This is a genomic window from Moorena sp. SIO3I6, assembly GCF_010672095.1.
In genome coordinates this window covers 21,480-38,163 of the sequence record NZ_JAAHHU010000060.1, presented here as the reverse complement: position 1 = coordinate 38,163, position 16,684 = coordinate 21,480, and the positions used below count along the sequence as shown (strand labels likewise).

The 16,684-nt window shown below is 43.7% G+C and carries 16 protein-coding genes and 2 pseudogenes; 13 read left to right on the top strand and 5 right to left on the bottom strand.

The genetic code is table 11. From position 1 onward, the window contains the following. A pseudogene (locus F6K49_RS18405) lies at nucleotides 1–526 on the bottom strand (photosystem II D2 protein (photosystem q(a) protein)); the annotation flags it as partial. 486 nt (nucleotides 527–1,012) lie between these two features. Here F6K49_RS18405 and F6K49_RS18400 point away from each other — a divergent pair. The 6 genes from F6K49_RS18400 (at nucleotide 1,013) to F6K49_RS18375 (ending at nucleotide 6,361) form a co-directional block, all read left to right on the top strand. Beyond that, entirely contained in the window at nucleotides 1,013–1,579 is a 567-nt protein-coding gene (locus tag F6K49_RS18400; protein WP_293098892.1) for a photosystem I assembly protein Ycf4, read from the top strand. Nucleotides 1,580–1,613: 34 nt separating this feature from the next. Next, nucleotides 1,614–2,363 (top strand): peptidylprolyl isomerase, encoded by a 750-nt coding sequence (locus F6K49_RS18395; RefSeq protein ID WP_293098889.1) that lies wholly within the window; start codon nucleotides 1,614–1,616, stop codon nucleotides 2,361–2,363. Between the two features lie 30 nt (nucleotides 2,364–2,393). Beyond that, entirely contained in the window at nucleotides 2,394–3,590 is a 1,197-nt protein-coding gene (locus F6K49_RS18390) for a beta-ketoacyl-ACP synthase (protein ID WP_293098887.1), read from the top strand. A 129-nt stretch (nucleotides 3,591–3,719) separates the two neighbouring features. Beyond that, nucleotides 3,720–5,210 carry an amidophosphoribosyltransferase gene (purF, locus tag F6K49_RS18385; RefSeq protein WP_293098884.1) on the top strand — a complete coding sequence of 497 codons (1,491 nt, stop codon included), beginning with the start codon at nucleotides 3,720–3,722 and terminating at the stop codon, nucleotides 5,208–5,210. Nucleotides 5,211–5,476: 266 nt separating this feature from the next. Then, a complete protein-coding gene (locus F6K49_RS18380; RefSeq protein ID WP_075897373.1) occupies nucleotides 5,477–5,689 on the top strand; it encodes a DUF2839 domain-containing protein in 213 nt (70 codons plus the stop codon). A gap of 324 nt (nucleotides 5,690–6,013) precedes the next feature. Continuing rightward, nucleotides 6,014–6,361, top strand: coding sequence for a DUF1815 family protein (locus tag F6K49_RS18375; RefSeq protein WP_293018116.1), 348 nt, complete (start codon nucleotides 6,014–6,016; stop codon nucleotides 6,359–6,361). A 43-nt stretch (nucleotides 6,362–6,404) separates the two neighbouring features. Here F6K49_RS18375 and F6K49_RS18370 read toward each other — a convergent pair whose 3' ends face one another. Both F6K49_RS18370 and F6K49_RS18365 read right to left on the bottom strand, forming a co-directional pair. Next, entirely contained in the window at nucleotides 6,405–6,587 is a 183-nt protein-coding gene (locus tag F6K49_RS18370; RefSeq protein WP_293098881.1) for a hypothetical protein, read from the bottom strand. 35 nt (nucleotides 6,588–6,622) lie between these two features. Then, the gene (locus F6K49_RS18365) at nucleotides 6,623–8,131 is read right to left on the bottom strand and encodes a DASH family cryptochrome (protein ID WP_293098878.1); all 1,509 of its coding nucleotides are present in this window, start codon (nucleotides 8,129–8,131) and stop codon (nucleotides 6,623–6,625) included. Between the two features lie 123 nt (nucleotides 8,132–8,254). On the opposite strand from F6K49_RS18365, the pseudogene F6K49_RS18360 reads away from it, so the two are divergent. Beyond that, nucleotides 8,255–9,502, top strand: a pseudogene (locus F6K49_RS18360) (transposase). Nucleotides 9,503–9,941: 439 nt separating this feature from the next. On the opposite strand, the gene F6K49_RS18355 reads toward F6K49_RS18360, so the two are convergent. Next, nucleotides 9,942–10,172 carry a hypothetical protein gene (locus F6K49_RS18355; RefSeq protein ID WP_075897375.1) on the bottom strand — a complete coding sequence of 77 codons (231 nt, stop codon included), beginning with the start codon at nucleotides 10,170–10,172 and terminating at the stop codon, nucleotides 9,942–9,944. 259 nt (nucleotides 10,173–10,431) lie between these two features. On the opposite strand from F6K49_RS18355, the gene F6K49_RS53445 reads away from it, so the two are divergent. The 4 genes from F6K49_RS53445 (at nucleotide 10,432) to F6K49_RS18340 (ending at nucleotide 14,467) form a co-directional block, all read left to right on the top strand. Next, entirely contained in the window at nucleotides 10,432–10,644 is a 213-nt protein-coding gene (locus F6K49_RS53445) for a ribbon-helix-helix protein, CopG family (RefSeq protein ID WP_365939900.1), read from the top strand. A gap of 315 nt (nucleotides 10,645–10,959) precedes the next feature. Continuing rightward, entirely contained in the window at nucleotides 10,960–12,240 is a 1,281-nt protein-coding gene (locus tag F6K49_RS18350; RefSeq protein WP_293098874.1) for a transposase, read from the top strand. Between the two features lie 415 nt (nucleotides 12,241–12,655). Further along, entirely contained in the window at nucleotides 12,656–13,351 is a 696-nt protein-coding gene (locus F6K49_RS18345; protein WP_293024887.1) for a hypothetical protein, read from the top strand. 243 nt (nucleotides 13,352–13,594) lie between these two features. Further along, nucleotides 13,595–14,467 (top strand): hypothetical protein, encoded by an 873-nt coding sequence (locus F6K49_RS18340; protein WP_293098870.1) that lies wholly within the window; start codon nucleotides 13,595–13,597, stop codon nucleotides 14,465–14,467. Between the two features lie 101 nt (nucleotides 14,468–14,568). Here F6K49_RS18340 and F6K49_RS18335 read toward each other — a convergent pair whose 3' ends face one another. Then, nucleotides 14,569–14,724: a hypothetical protein gene (locus tag F6K49_RS18335; protein WP_293098867.1), complete on the bottom strand. Its 156-nt coding sequence runs from the start codon at nucleotides 14,722–14,724 to the stop codon at nucleotides 14,569–14,571. A gap of 437 nt (nucleotides 14,725–15,161) precedes the next feature. Between F6K49_RS18335 and F6K49_RS18330 the strand changes: the two genes are divergently transcribed. Beyond that, the gene (locus F6K49_RS18330; protein WP_293071319.1) at nucleotides 15,162–15,326 is read left to right on the top strand and encodes a hypothetical protein; all 165 of its coding nucleotides are present in this window, start codon (nucleotides 15,162–15,164) and stop codon (nucleotides 15,324–15,326) included. Between the two features lie 410 nt (nucleotides 15,327–15,736). Then, nucleotides 15,737–16,615 carry a hypothetical protein gene (locus F6K49_RS18325; protein ID WP_293024880.1) on the top strand — a complete coding sequence of 293 codons (879 nt, stop codon included), beginning with the start codon at nucleotides 15,737–15,739 and terminating at the stop codon, nucleotides 16,613–16,615. The last annotated feature ends 69 nt before the right edge of the window (nucleotides 16,616–16,684 follow it).

The window sequence follows — 16,684 nt, the reverse complement described above, 5'->3', positions numbered from 1 at the left end:
CTACTCCGAAGCTAGGAGCAAAGAACCAGCTCGACTGTCCCAATGGGTACATCAGGAACACGCTGACAAATACTGCAATCGGCGCACTGAATGCGATCGCGTTGTAGGGTCTGATGCCTACTAGACGCGCAATTTCAAATTGCCGCAGCATGAACCCAATCAGACCAAACGCTCCGTGGAATGCCACGAAGCTCCACAACCCTCCTAGTTGGAACCAGCGAGTCAAATCTCCTTGAGCTTCTGGTCCCCACAACAGCAGCAGGGAATGTCCCAGACTGTTAGGAGGAGAGGATACTGCTACGGTCAGGAAGTTACAACCTTCTAGGTAAGAAGAGGCTAAGCCGTGGGTGTACCAAGAGGTTACAAAGGTGGTGCCAGTCAGCCAGCCCCCTAAAGCCATGTAGGCACAGGGGAACAACAGAATGCCGGACCAGCCGACGAATACAAAGCGATCGCGCTTGAGCCAGTCATCGAGGATATCAAACCATCCTCTGGTGCTGGGGGCGCGTCCTACTGCTACTGTCATAGATTCAAATCCTCATACATATAACGATTTGCAAGGATTCAAAATTGGGACGTTTTTACGTCTTTTTAGCGACACTCCCACCCTTCTAGAGGTGGATTTCCCTTAGAGTTCAGTGATTTTAAGTCACTTCCCTCTTACAGGATTGTCTTTTAACGGGATGCCACAGGCTATCAGGTTAGGCTGTGGTGACTTAATGTTTCTTAAACTATCACACAGTTTAACGCTTGACTTGATTCTCCCATAAGGAGACTGGGGTTACAAACGTTACATACAATAATAATAAATACCAAAAATTTTACAAAATTACACATACTCCTCAGATTTTTTTTAGATTTGGTGTCAAAAGTTACATAATTTCCCTGTCTTGGTCAAAAATGTGATACAAGTTCTAGATGAGCTCCCTGGAGTATCCATAAATCAACTGATATACTCTCGGACTCAGCACTATTGTCAAGTCAGATTTCTTAGAGGCAACCACATCTTCTCATGGCAGCATCGACCAACCAACTGGAAAACCTGGTACTTCGACAATCGGTTCTTGGCTCTCGCCGTTTGAGCAACTATTTAGTGGCAGGAGCTGTATCTATAGGAGGTATAGGATTTTTCCTGGCAGGGCTTTCGAGTTATCTCAAGATGGATCTACTCCCGATTGGAGATGCAACCAACCTAATTTTTATCCCTCAGGGGGTAGCAATGGGGTTCTATGGTGTTGCTGCACTGTTGCTATCTCTCTACCTATGGCTAACCATTTATTGGGATATCGGCGGAGGCTACAATGAATTTAACCAAGAAACAGGTATGGTGAGAGTAGTGCGGTCTGGGTTTCCTGGTAAAAACCGTGAAGTCGAATTCAGTTGCCGTACAGAAGATGTCCAGTCGATTCGAGTAGACATCAAAGAAGGTCTAAATCCACGCCGAGTCCTCTACGTGCGCACTAAGGATCGCCGGGAAGTTCCTCTAACTCGTGTTGGTCAACCCATCTCCCTTTTGGAATTAGAGAATCAGGGAGCAGAGCTGGCTCGTTTCTTAGGAGTTCCCCTGGAAGGTTTGTAAATTGCCAATAAAAAAAGATATAGTTATAGTAAGCATGATTAAGAATATCCGGCGCTGGCTATCTGTGATGTTAGTAGTGTTAGCTCTGGTAATAGCAGGATGCAGTGGCTCAACGTCGAACTCAACGGAATCATCAACTCCCGAAAACAACCCTACTCCTTCTGAGACCAGCAGCAATCCCCAATTCAGCAATTTACCGCGACTAGACAAAGAAGCTACTGTTGAGCTGAGGGTAAAAGGCTCCCCGATTACTATTGAAGTTGATGGCACCAATGCCCCGATTACAGCTGGCAACTTTGTGGATCTGGTTCAAAAGGGTGTTTATGACGGACTAGTGTTTCACCGAGTGGTAAAGGAACCTCAACCATTTGTTGTCCAAGGTGGTGATCCCCAAGGAAAAAACCCAAAATTTCCAGTAGAGCTTCTGGGCACAGGGGGGTTCATAGATCCACAAACGAAGGAAACTCGCTACATTCCATTAGAAATTAAGCCGAAGGGGGCAGAGCAACCCATATACAGCAAAACCTTTAAGGCAGCCGGAATTCCTGGTGATCCTGAGTTGACTCATACTCCTGGTGCTGTGGCCATGGCTCGTTCCCAAATGCCAGACTCAGCCTCTTCACAGTTTTACTTTGCCCTAGCAGAGCTGCCTTTCTTGGATGGGGACTATGCTGTATTTGGCAAAGTCACTAAAGGTATGGATGTGGTAAACAAAATTCAGCAAGGCGATCGCATTGAATCAGTCAAGGTCACTCAAGGCATCGAAAACCTGAAGAAACCTTAAGATAAAGATAAACTATCTTTACATGAATCAGTGCAGGTATGCGTTACTGGGATTGGTTTAGTATCTGCTTTAGGTCGCCTCAAACCCAGTTGGCAGCATTTGCTAAACAGTGAGTCAGCTATTAGCTGGTATCAACCCTTTGCCAATTTATCACCTCTACCGTTGGCTATGATTGGTAAGACACCAGCTTCTATTGAACAGCTGACCTACCAGGTTGTAGCAGATGCTGTTGAAGATGCTAACTTAACCATCCCTCTAAAGGATTGTGGTGTGGTGATTGGTTCCAGTCGTAGCTGTCAGGCGGCTTGGGAGCAACTAGCCCAGGAGCAGATGACTAGTCATGGGAAACTCGACACCGAACCAGAGTATCCCGGATTCGATAGCTTAAATGAAATCTTAACTCTAGAGCATTGGTTAGACACTCTACCCCATCAACCAGCTATTGCTGCTGCCCATTACATTGGTTCCTTTGGGCCAGTCCTAGCACCAATGGCAGCTTGTGCAACAGGAATTTGGGCGATCGCTCAAGGATTTGAATTGATTCAAACCGGTCAATGCCAACGAGTCATTGCTGGTGCTGTAGAAGCACCAATTACTCCCCTAACCCTAGCCGGATTTACTAAAATGGGGGCTCTAGCAAAAACTGGTGCTTACCCCTTTGACAAGCAACGTCAAGGCTTGGTGTTGGCAGAGGGAGGTTCTGTATTGGTATTGGAGTCAGAGGATTTGGCTGATCGTCGAGCAGCGCCTATCTATGGAAAATTACTGGGGTTTGGCTTGACCTCGGACGCTTATCATGTCAGTACACCTAACCCAGATCGACAGAGTGCGATCGCAGCTATCAAACAATGTCTAGACCGCAGCCACCTATTTCCTACAGATATTGATTATATCCATACCCACGGTACCGGAACCAAACTTAATGACCAGAATGAAGCGCAGCTGATTCAGCAGCTATTTCCCCAAGGGGTGGCAATCAGTTCTACCAAAGGAGCCACTGGTCACACTCTTGGTGCTTCTGGAGCCATTGGTACTGCTTTGTGTCTAATGGCTTTAAAACACCAAGTCCTACCCCCTTGTATTGGGTTGAGGGAACCGGAATGGGATTTGGATTTCGTAACTATAGCGCGTCAGTGCGAAGTCAGGCAGGCGCTATGTTTTAGCTTTGGTTTCGGGGGGCAAAATGCAGTAACCGCCATAGGAATATCCAGCAATTGCCGACATTGAACCACAATAATATCCTATAGGTGATATCGTTAAGGAAACATTAAGTTTAATTAAATATACAGAACCAATCCTCAGAGGATTTAGGTTCCACCGACTTCATGCCGCAATTAGGAGCAAGCCATAATAGTTATGAAGCCCAACCAATCCCTTTCCTCTGACCAATATTGTGATCAGTCCAAGGATGACTATCCCCAGCACTTGGACAAGCCAGAGGAAGCTTGCGGAGTCTTTGGTATCTATGCACCAGAGCAAGATGTCGCTAAGCTGACTTACTTTGGTCTATTTGCCCTACAGCACCGAGGTCAGGAATCATCAGGGATTGTTACCTTTGATGACAAGCAGCTGCATGTCTACAAGGATATGGGGCTAGTCTCCCAGGTCTTTAATGAAGAAATTTTGGCTCAGCTACCTGGTCAGATAGCAGTTGGTCATAACCGTTACTCTACCACTGGCTCTAGCCACATCGCTAATGCTCAACCAGCCGTGGTGGAAACTCCCTTAGGACCTTTGGCTTTGGCTCATAACGGTAACTTGGTCAACACTATGCAATTACGTGATGATTTACTAAAGCATAACTCGAACTTGATGACCACTACGGATTCAGAACTAATCGCCCTAGCGATCGCGACAGAGGTTAACCATGGCAAAGGGTGGTTGGAAGCAGCAGTGAGTGCCTTTCAATCTTGCCAAGGAGCGTTTAGTTTAGTGATTGGCACACCCGCTGGAATAATGGGTGTTCGTGACCCCAATGGCATTCGCCCTCTAGTGATTGGCACCTTAGGTGAGAATTCTGGGGGCTATGTCCTAGCATCAGAAACCTGTGGTTTAGACATTATCGGTGCTGAGTATCTGCGGGATGTGGAACCGGGAGAATTAGTGTGGATTAATGACGAAGGCATTGCTTCCTTCCACTGGAGTCAAAAGCCAGAGCGCAAAGTTTGCATCTTTGAGATGATTTACTTTGCTCGCCCTGATAGCGTAATGGATGATCAAACTGTGTTTAGCTATCGGTTACGCCTGGGGCGTCAGCTGGCAAGAGAGTCAACACCAGATGCGGACATGGTGATTGCTGTACCCGATTCTGGTGTCCCTGCAGCTATCGGCTTTTCCCGAGAGTCCGGTATTCCTTATGGAGAGGGACTGATTAAAAATCGCTATGTAGGTCGTACCTTTATCCAACCCACTCAGAGTATGCGAGAAACTGGCATCCGCATGAAACTGAATCCCCTCAAAGATGTCTTAGTTGGTAAACGACTGGTACTAGTAGATGACTCCATTGTTCGAGGAAACACCAGCAGCAAACTTATCAAAGCTTTGCGTAATGCAGGTGTGGCTGAGATACATATGCGAGTCTCCTCGCCCCCAGTCACTCATCCTTGCTTCTTTGGAATAGACACGGATAACCAACAGCAACTGATTGCCGCCACCAAGTCAGTGGCAGAAATAGCCAATTATATTGGTGTGGATTCCCTCGCTTATCTGAGTTGGGAGGGCATGATGCTAGCCACAAGGAAAGACTCCAAGAGTTTCTGCTCTGCTTGTTTCACAGGTCATTACCCTGTTCCCCTTTCAGAAGAACTCAAGCGTTCTAAATTGATGCTGGAAGAGGTACAGGTTTGAAGGTAATTTGAAGGTAAAAGGTAAAAGGTGGCACCACACTGATAAAACGCTGAAGAAATTATCCTAATCCCTTTGCCTTTTACCTGCCCCCCGATCTTCGGGGGGATAAGGGCAGCCGTGATGATACTGTTGGCGACTTAGTAAATTTATTGAGGTTGCCAATGCTGATCATCCCCTAAAGTTAAGAAATTATACACCATCTCTGCTCACGCCCACCATTGTTCAATGCATAGGTTATGATTATCACTGAGTGATTAAAAACGATTATGGGTGAAGCAAAACGCCGTAAAGCAGCACTGGGAGAAGACTACGGGAAAGAAGCCAACATATTTCCATGGCTCCCGATAACTAAAAGTCAGGGTGAGCAGTTTGTTAAATGGACCACTAGGGGAGCTTGGGCTGGTATTGTGTTTATGATTGTCTTCTGGCTAACGGTTAGATTTATAGGACCTGGATTTGGTTGGTGGCAAGTAAATTAACATCTAAGGCTCGCTAATCAAACGTAACTATCGGTTGCACTTCAACCGGTAGTTAGGTTAGTTAAAGAATTTCCATAAACATATAGAAACTACTAATGTATATCCCTTGACTCATGAAAATTGTGACAAGGGAGCCAATTTGCCTTGACCGACAGGTTTATTTTGGGATAGAACAAGGCAAGAGATTAAGGAAAAGATTTACAAGAGTCTATTTTTTAGAAAAAATCCCCCAATTTTATCCTGATTTATCTTGAAAGATGAAGATTAAATTTTTAAGAAAGAATATAAGCTCTAAAATCTAGGAGTGGTGTTTGGAGAACAGACGTGTTTATACGACTTGCAGAGGAGCACCGTCAATTTGTCAGAGATTTAGTAATGAATCTCCAGGCGTTGGCAATTGTACTAGAAAACCAAGGCTATTTAGCGTCCTGCTACACCTGTGGTGGTCAGATGAATAGCGCATCGTTTATGGTTAGCTTGGGGGACAATCACCTGATTCGATTTTTGGTTTCAGATTACGGGATCACTTGGACTGAAATGCGCGATGACCGAGAACTGATGAAGTTGGAAGGTGCTGAAGCCATTGGTCAACTACAAGATCTCGCCAATCTGGTTAAATACCGAATTCGTCCTTCAGAATCTCACCCTGCCCTTAAGTTACCACTGCCGTGACCTGAGAACTGAGTACGGGAAAAAAGGAATCCAACCAGGATTGCTAAACACAGATAGATGGCACAGTTTTATCCATATAATTCTGTCTATCTGTGTTTTGATCAACATCAACAGGGAAAGGGAAAAATTGATGGCTGGCTAATTGATGGCTGGCTAATTGATGGCTGGCTAATTGAGTGTTGAAGGTTAACTGTTGACTGTCAACACTCAACTGGAAATACTTCATCGAAAAGAAAAGCCCATAGAATGCTGTACCAACGCCTAAGACCGACGGCTAAGAGCAGCATTGTAGACCTTCTCATTTTGTTGGACTGACTTCCACAAATCCACTACAGGCTGAGGATAGTCTACCCCTATTCTTAGCCCATAGCGCTTTTGCTCATCCGATGATAATGTCCAGGGTTGATGGACTTTCTTGGCAGGGACAGAAGTAAGTTCTGGTAGCCAATGTTTTACGTATTGTCCCTGGGGATCATAATCTTTGGATTGTTTCTGAATATTAAAATAGCGAAAACCCCGAGCATCATTGCCTACCCCAGCTGTGTAGTTCCAGTTGCCCCAATTGCTACACACATCATAATCAATCAACAGCGACTCAAACCACTCCGCTCCCATCTGCCAGTTTATCCCCAGATTCTTGGTCAGGAAACTGGCAACATTTTGTCTACCCCGATTGGACATAAAGCCTGTGGCTGTTAATTCCCGCATATTGGCATCAACTAGGGGAAAACCAGTCATTCCCTCGGTCCACAGGTCAAATCTCTTCCAGTCCACCTTCCACGGTATGCTTACCCCTTGTAATCCCGATTGGTGAAAGACTCGATTACCATGCTTGGCACAGATAAATCGGAAATAGTCGCGCCACAGTAACTCAAAGACTAACCAATAGGTAGAGTCGTTTTTAGCCCGTTGTATTTCGTACTCCTGAACCTGTTGATAGATATAACGAGGCGATAGACAACCCAAAGCTAGCCAGGGGGAGAATTTGGAGGAGTAATCTGCTCCCAACATGCCATTTCGGGTTTGTTTGTAACGCTTAAGACAGTCTTTTTCCCAGAAATAGTCATCTACTCTGGCTAGTCCAGCTGCTTCCCCACCTTTGAACTTTAACACTGCCCGTTGATCAGGGACTGGTGGTTCAAGTCCCAAGTCAGCTAACTGAGGCAATTCACCAACATCTACCTTAGGTAAGGGTGGTAGAGTTTTGGGAGTGGGGAAGGTGGGATAAACTGTGGAAGATTTCTCCACCTGCTTGCGAAATTGGGTAAATACTTCGGGAATGTGGGGAATACCAAAGGGCAATTCATCGATGTGGAATAGGGTAGTGCCCCAAAACGACTTGACTTTTACGCCAATTTGAGCAATCGCCTTTTTGAGTGCGGATTCGACGGCTAACTCTTCTGAGGTGACTTCCCGGTGATAGTAAACTGCTGAGATTCCTAGTTCTTTTGCTAAAGATGGGATAATCTGTTCGGGTAAACCCCGGCGCACCACTAAATTACTACCAAGATTACTACCAACAGATTTCCTGAGATTGGCAGGGTTAAGCGATCGCAAAGAATTCCGCAAGTCCGCTACACTTTCGAGCAAAAACTGAGCGCGAAATGCACCGGTTTTTGGGAAACCAAAGGAGGTAGTACCAAATTGTCGCTCATCAAAGCAGTACAGGGGGATAATTTGAGCTTTTTCCTGGACAGCTTGATAGAATGGCTCATGGTCATGGATCCGTAAATCGTTGCGATACCAGATCAGGATAAGTTTTTGATTCACAGTGGCTGAGGTCGGTTCTATTTCATCTTTAAGAGCAAGGAGACTCCCGTTATACCCGCAGGGTTAGCGGGAGAGGAATTGCGTCTACTTGACATCTCACACGGAATATTTTAAAATGTGAGTATGGTTGAAAAAGCTTACCGTTACCGTTTCTATCCGACACCTGAACAGGAGACTCTGTTGAGGAGAACTCTAGGCTGTGTAAGGTTGGTTTACAACAAAGCCTTAGACGCTAGAACAAAAGGATGGTACGAACGCCAAGAACGAATCAGTTACAAAGAAACTTCCTCCATGTTGACAGGATGGAAGAAACTTGATGAGTTATTTTTTCTGAACGAAGTCAGTTGTGTTCCACTTCAACAGGGATTAAGACACCTTCAAACTGCTTTTACTAATTTCTTTGCAGGTCGCGCTAAATATCCCAATTTCAAGAAAAAATGCAATGGTGGTAGTGCAGAATTTACAAAATCGGCATTTAAATGGAAAGATGGTCAGATCTATCTTGCTAAATGCAAAGAACCTTTACCTATTCGCGCTTTGTCGTCAACTGCCTATAAACTGTGAACCAACTACCGTTACAGTCAACTTAGATCCATCTAATCGATGGCATATCTCAATCAGGTTTAACGACCATAGAGACTTGATTTTGCCCACGACAGATAAGCAGGTTGGATTTGATTTGGGAATTACTAGTTTAATCACAACTAGTAACGGGGATAAGATCAGTAACCCCAAACATTTTAAAAAACTAAAGAAAAAACTGGCCAAATATCAAAAAGCTTTGTCACGAAAACAAAAAGGTTCTAATAATTGTTACAAAGCCAGATTGAAGGTAGCTAAAATACACGCAAAAATTAAGGACGCTAGAAAAGATTTTACTCACAAGCTAACTACTCAACTGGTCAAAGAAAACCAATTGATTGTGTTTGAGGACTTGGCGGTGAAAAATATGGTCAAAAATCGCAAGCTAGCTCAGGTTATCAGTGATGCTAACTGGGGAGAGATAATCCGTCAGGTCAAGTATAAATCACAATGGTATGGTCGCAAGGCTGTCTCAATTGATAGATGGTTCCCCAGTAGTAAATTGTGTTCTGTATGCTTAAATCGCGTCGAATCTTTGCCGTTAAGTATTCGTGAATGGGATTGTCCATCTTGCAATACTCGCCACGTTCGCGTAGCGTAGCCCTTCGGGCTAATCGCGATATCAATGCATCAATTAATATTTTGGCGGCAGGGCTTGCCGTGTCAGTCTGTGGAGCGACCGTAAGACCCGTTCGCGTAGCGTCGCCTACGGCGAAAGAGAGTAAATCTCGGAAGGCTGGTGTGAAAAACTCCCCCAAAGGGAGAAGGAAGCAGAAACCTAAGTCGTGAGTCTTAGGAATCCCCCGCTATAATCGCGAGATTTAGCGGGGGGAGGATGTCAATTTGCCAAGATCCACGAAAGCGCGAAAATCCCATTAGGCCGTAGCCCTTATGTCATCTGATGGTTAGGGGTGCTTTTTGAAGTTGCAGATTTTTGTAGTCCCATTAGATGGCATGCTGCAACTGCTGTAGCTGTTCGCTAGTAGTGCGTTTTTCCAGTTTACCAGCTTAACCCTTGCTCATCAATTGCTCTACTGTGTCTCGGCGTTCGCGTAGCGTGGCCTTTAGGCCATCGAAAAACAGAACATAAAACCAAAACTAGATTTTGAGAATCCAGGATTCAGGAATGCTCCTAAGTCTGGCAATTTGGCGCTTAGTAATGATGGCAAACTTCCTAGGCGCTTTAATGCGGCGAAATAAAACAGTGATTAGAGCCAAGAATTTGGTTTTATTGATGATTTGGTTGAGATGAGTGCTGTGTCATAGCGATAGCTGGGACAATGTCATCTAGTGTGATGTCGAACATGAGGGTGAAGCGAGCATCTGGTATTAAGCAGCGCAGTGCTTGCAGATGGGCTTCTGCTTGATTGCGGCGGCGAAAGCGAGCAACAACGATTCGCTGGCATTTAGGCAGATGGCGGATGATGCGCCAAGGAAATAGTTCGTCTTTATAGCTCATTGATGCACTCCTATTAATTGCTTGTTGTATTCTAGGTAAAGTTTTGTAGTCCCATTTTCATCGAACCGAGTGATGGGCTACTTACAGACTTAAATCCACAGACTTAATTCCAATACATGGTGTAATTATGTTAATTAAGTTATCAAGTGTCTATGCTTAAAATAAGCTTCTGATATAACTTGGGTGTGTAGGCGATGAGCCCAAGGAATGAGAAGCACACAGACAACACAAGGAGAATATAAAATCCGAGTCAACAAACATGCTAACGCCAAGCAGCATTAAGAAACTAGACAAATTGGCCAAGAGGTTGAAGAGCAGTCGCAGCGAGTTGGTAGAGCAGTTTGCTAGAAGTCAAGATGATCCTAGTCTGGTTGCCCAGACACAAATGCTGGAGGTGCGCGCCCGTTCGCGCCCCGCGTCGGCTTTGCCGAAAGACGCGAGCCTAGGGCGCGAGGTATTGCTCGCGCCCTAGGCTCGCACCAAAGCGCGAATTTAATAATTAGATGCGGAAAGCGCACCTAGGGTATTTTTGACCGAAAAATCTAAGGGCGCAAGCCCCTGGATTCTATCCCGGAGACGAAACCTTAGGAGAGTGGAGCCTTTATGGTTGGCAGGCTATGCATAAAAAGGTTAAAACTTATTGATTAAGGCTCCACTCTCCTTACGGTAACTTCAAACCATGGGGTTAGCCCGCAGGGAATTTATTCCCTAACCACCCAGGAACTTTTGTGCTAGAATATCGACTATAATAGAAAGCAAGATATCAATACCAAGGAGGTGATTTTAAGTGTTGGTTATGGAGTTCAAGGCTGTTATCAAAGAGCCTCAAAAGTTAGCAATAAATGAAGCTATTAGAACGGCTCGTTTTGTCCGCAACAAGGTACTTCGGTACTGGATGGACAATCGTGGGACCCGAAAGAAAGAACTCTATCGCTATAACACTCAATTAAGAGATGAATTCAAGTTTGTTAAAGACCTCAATAGTCATGCTTGTCAAGCCTCTGTTGAGAACGTAGAACGTGCTATCAAACGTTTCTTTGATAACTGCAAGAATCAAGTCCCTGGGAAGAAGGGTTATCCTCGCTTTAAGAAACATTCTAGGTCAGTCGAGTATAAGCAATCTGGATGGAAGTTATCCCCAGATAAGAAGTTCATAAAATTTACCGACAAGAAAGGCATTGGGCAAGTCAAGCTCAAAGGTACCTGGGACTTGTGGTGTTTCGACCAGAAGCTAATTAAGCGAGTTCGGATTGTTCAAAGAGCCGATGGGTACTATGTCCAGTTTTGTGTCAAAGTAGACAATTATGAGCAATTAGAAGCTACTGGTTTTACTGTTGGCCTAGACGTCGGACTAAAAGAATTTTATACAGACTCTGATGGACATTCCGAGCCTAATCCTAGATTTTACCGAAAAGGTGAGAAACGTTTAAGGTTTTATCAGCGTCGGGTTTCTCGAAAAAAGAAAGGCTCTGCTAACCGAAAGAAAGCCATTAATAGACTAGGCAGGACACACCTCAAAATAAGTAGGCAACGTGAAGAACATGCCAAGAGACTGGCAAGTTGCGTAATCCGGTCTAACGACCTGGTCGCCTATGAAGATCTGAGGGTTAAGAACCTGGTTAAAAACCACTGTCTTGCCAAGTCTATCAATGATGCAGGTTGGTATCAGTTCCGGGAATGGTTGGAATATTTTGGGAAAAAGTTTGGTCGGATAACTGTTGCAGTGAATCCAGCTTATACAAGTCAGAATTGTTCCAACTGTGGCGAAGTGGTCAAGAAATCGTTATCAACTAGAACCCATGTTTGCAAGTGTGGATGTCAGTTAGATCGAGACCACAACGCCGCTCGAAATATCTTAAGTAGAGCCTTGGGTACGGTGGGGCACACCGGAACCTTCCAAAACGCTTGGGGAGATCTGTCCTCTACTCTTCCTGGCTCCGGCCTGGTCGAGCAAGACGGGTCTACGATCCAAGAATCCCCCGGCATAAGCGCCGTGGGGAGTGTCAATCAGAGATCCAATCAGGTTGGAATCGCAAGGCAGAAGCGGAAGTATAAATTAAGGAGCTAGAAGGGCTACTAGAGGAGTTGGAAAAACGACTTAATGCTAATTTTGCCAACAATCCGGAAGTCTGCGGTGACCTTAGAAGATCATTAGTGAGATGCATCTAACGCGATCGCATATCCTTTCCATCATAGATCGTCCCAGGTCGGCAAAAGATTCCTTAGGTAATCCTGTAGGCATGAACGCTCAACTGGAAAGTGCTAGCGTACAGCATCTTTCAAGTCATTTCATGATACAGTTTTGCATGAATAAACTCTTCCGATGTCTTGGTGCGCGTTCCCATGGCGAAGGAACCTCGCCGGGGTCGCACCGCTATCTAGGAATTCTTGTCACTCTTATCTTCAATAGTATCGGGCTACACTCCTGTACCACTCAAATTAGTCCCTGTCACATTCAAACTGAAGAAGCTCGAAGTATAAGTGTGCAGTCTAATGAGCCTATCTATAACGAGATTTTTGGCAATCAAGAATGCTCACCTCAAAAGCTTGTCTTGAGAATTCCTGTAAACTCAAGACAAGAAATTCCAGATACCAAGAGTTTACTGAATCATAGATATACTCCCAAGATTGTAACATTATTAACATTTTCTCATCAAGCTAAAAGTTTTTATATCAGACGTATTGATAACCATAACGACGGATGGGTTTATAAAAAAGCTAGTTGCTTAGCTTGGAAATGGTCTAGGGAAGATGAGCAACAAGTTTTAAATTTAAGTCTGGAGAGAAATCTCCAAATTCGTGACCCTAAAATTAAAAGTGTTATTTTTATAGTTTCTTTGCCCTTTGAAATCAAAGATGCTCAACCCAATGTTGACCTTCAAGTTTACACCTGGGACTTATTTGAAGGAATTTATTATTTAAAACTCAAAAATTATCCCAATTTAAAAGAAATATTAAGACAAAAGGATAGGAGAAGCATTCAAGCCAGTAATGCATTTCGTGATGGAAAAACTGTTAAACATGAAATTCAAAAAGAATTAAACCAGATAGATGATATTGGCGGAATACATCTTAATAATTATTTTGAGTCAATACTGGATGGAGAATACCTCAAAAAATATACTCCTAGTTCAGAGTATACCTATTGCGAAATACCGGAGGATTTAAAAAAATTATAACGTTTAGGACTAGTATGAGTTTGGGGATTTGGACGACAAATTATAGGTAAAACCAAAGCTATAGCACTACGCATTCAGATGTTTAACATTTCTAAACTCCGAAACCTAGTCCTAGCTTACTTTTGACTTCTGACTTCTAACTTCTGACTTGCGCGTAGCGCTAGGCTCCAAATGCTTCACCGGAAAAGAGTAAACTAACCAGACCTAGACACTACTCTACTTAATCAACTGATGTGATGAGATATGACTGAATTTGAACCAGCAACTACCAAGTCTGAAAACTATATTGAAAAGCCGGAATATCGAGAAAAGCTTGAAGATTGGTATCGCAGAGAAAAAAGACTTCAAGTCTTAATAATTTTGATATTTTTAGCACTTTTAATCATTTCTAGTTTTGGACAGTTTGCTCTATTAGATTACTCGTTTGGGGAAAGACTTGCTCTGTCAAAGGGTGATAAAATATTTGGAATTGAGACTAAGAATTTACTCAGTTTATTGGTAACAGGTGCTTTACCCATAACCTCCATAGTAGATGGGTCTGGAATTATTAGCAAAAAAATTAAGATACCTTTACCATTAACTAATGGATTATCTATAATTTGGCTGGTGCTCTTAGGAGATATATTTTTGAATTTCCAAGCCGTATTAGTCAGCAACGAATCCGGAGCAGTAGATCAGTTAATACCGGTTATTGCTTTTGTTGTAGCCATAATTTTTTCCACAGCTTCTTTTTGTCTAAGTAGAGGCATAGTAGCCGCTAGCAAAAAATTCATGACCGCCAGAAAAAATCTTCAAATCCTAATGGTATATGGGATTAACCCTACCCCCTTGTATAAGGATACCGAACAACTTAAGTTAAGAGAAGAGACTCAAGCAGCAAGAACAGAGGCTGAACAGGAACGAAAAATAGTTGTAGAAGAAATTAATCAACACAAAGAAGCTTTAGAATTGGTAATCAAACTCGACAAAAATAAACTTCAATATCCCAAAAAAGAAGAAAAAAAAACTACCAAAAAGATCGACGGAATTAACCAAGTAATTAAAACCCATTTAGAGCGTTTATTTAAAAACCAAGGAAAAGGAAGGATGAATTACATGGATAAAACGGCAAAATAAAACTATAATAAAAAACGAGTTATTGACGAAAATAAAGTCTTTAAAATAAGCATTAATCTATCAGCATTAAGCGTGGATATGAATCCTAGTATCGTAAGCTGTTAGGCATTTTTAATGCCTAACAGCTTAGCCATTTTTTGATAAACCGCTTGCGACCCATAGACGCGAAGCGCGGCTCCGGTGCGCGGTAGGACGCGAAAGCGAAGGAGGTTGTGTGCTCTGAGGGAACAGGCAAGGGGCAGCCAGAGGTTGGGCACAGGTTCTGATACCCTTTCTTGAAAAGGGATGCCACATTCGATTGTCGGGTCATTGGCTCGGGGTAATCGGTAATCCTAGGACCATTACTCATGACCCATTACCAAAAGGGAGGGAAAAAAAGTCTATACTCTGGGATTTGAGCAACCAGACATTCTATATTGAAAGAATTTAGGGAATAATTAAGGGAAATTTGGCGAGAAGGTGCCAGAAGAGGTGAAAGAAAAGGCGATGGAGACCAAACAGGCAATTGTTGATCACACAATTCAATTAACAAGCGGGAGAATGGCACCCTGGTTAAGGTCAAACCTAGACTGGATATGGAATAGGAGATCACTAGACACCGATTGGGATTTAGCTTATCGACCATTACCTTCTACTTAGGGAAAATGACTTGGTATCGACAGATGTGAGTAGCCGCGATGGAGTGTTGTGAGCATTGGGTCAGAGAGTCAATCAGAATCGATACAATCAGCTGCTGTTTTTCCAGAGGAATCTGGCCGGAGTTCCCTATTGTACAGCTGGCAGTTATTGTGTGAGGATGTTAGATCAAATTGGAGTCAAAGGTATTACTCCTCCTCCCGTTGCTATGGCAGTTATGTGAAGTACCTACAACCAAATCGAAGATTATGGTTGAGGCTTCCAGTTTCATCCGCCATCGCCTTCTGCGTAGAATCCCCCGTGCTTGACGCGAGGGAGAGTTCAAAAAAGAACACACAAGCAGTGTTAATTCGCTTCCTTTCACTTATCAGGAACCCATTGCTAATGTTTAAGGAGTAAAGTATATAAACAATCATGCCCAGTAAACAAGTTTTTGTTCGAGAATACAAAGTAAGAGCCCACAGGCGTACTATCCATACACGGGTTTACAAGTTCATTTGCCACTACTGCAATACGCCTGCAGAGAGGGAGACTTATGCTACCTGTTGTCCCAAGTATGGAAATCGCTGCAAAGGAGTAGCCAGAAAGTGTCTTCGCTATCAACACGCTAACGAATCTGGGGGAAGAAAGTAGATGTCTTATGTTCCATCACAGCCATCGCTACCATCGCAAAGTCACAAGATGTTAGAAGATTTGGTTGATTACTACCGACAAATGGTAGAGTATCATGAACAAGCTGCCACAGTTGCAAGAGAACAGCTTAGCCATGCTAAAGCTTTGCTGAATACCAATGCATTAGCTTTACCAGAAAATAACTCCAACAAGTTCCTGCCTCCTGGAAATCGCAACCACAACCAGCAGGAGAAATACTACCTCACCACGCCACTACCTGAATTGCCCGCAGACTTCTCCACTGAAACTGAATTAGATGAGTCAACATTAGCACTCAAACAACAACTCGATTACCAGGAGCAGAGGATTACAGAAGCCATTGACCGACTTCTGGAAACTCACAGGGGTACGATCCTCCACGTTGATTACCTGATCAGGGAGCTGTTTGGAGAGTTGGGCAAAGACGATATTGCCTCGAAAACTTCTCTGGTCAAATCCATCTTGTTGAAAGGAGAGAGCCAGGGGTTATGGCACTCTGTCCCTGACTCTCCAGGTTGCTACACCTTTTCTCTTCAAGATTTGCCCGATTTAGTTTCTACCAATAAACCTCAGAGAAAACCTGCCAAGAACAAAGCTCGTCGGCCTTCTCCGCTACCTAAGTTAGACCAATTAAAGTATATGACCTTATATGAGCTAGTGGCTTCTGTGTTAAGAGAACACTATCCACAGATCATGAGTGCTGCAGATGTTTTGGACGTGCTTTATCCTAATGGTTTGGATCCTAAGAAGAAAAATGTAGCTCGTAAATCCATTAGTAACACCTTAACTAAAGGATGTGAATCTAAAGGTTGGAAACGAGTCCAGCCGGGGCGATATATCTGGGCTGGCGGTTTCACCTAAAGCTGAGTTACGACACAAACGTTATTCATTATTAAGAAACTATAACAGGACTTAGGGAGTGACTCAACC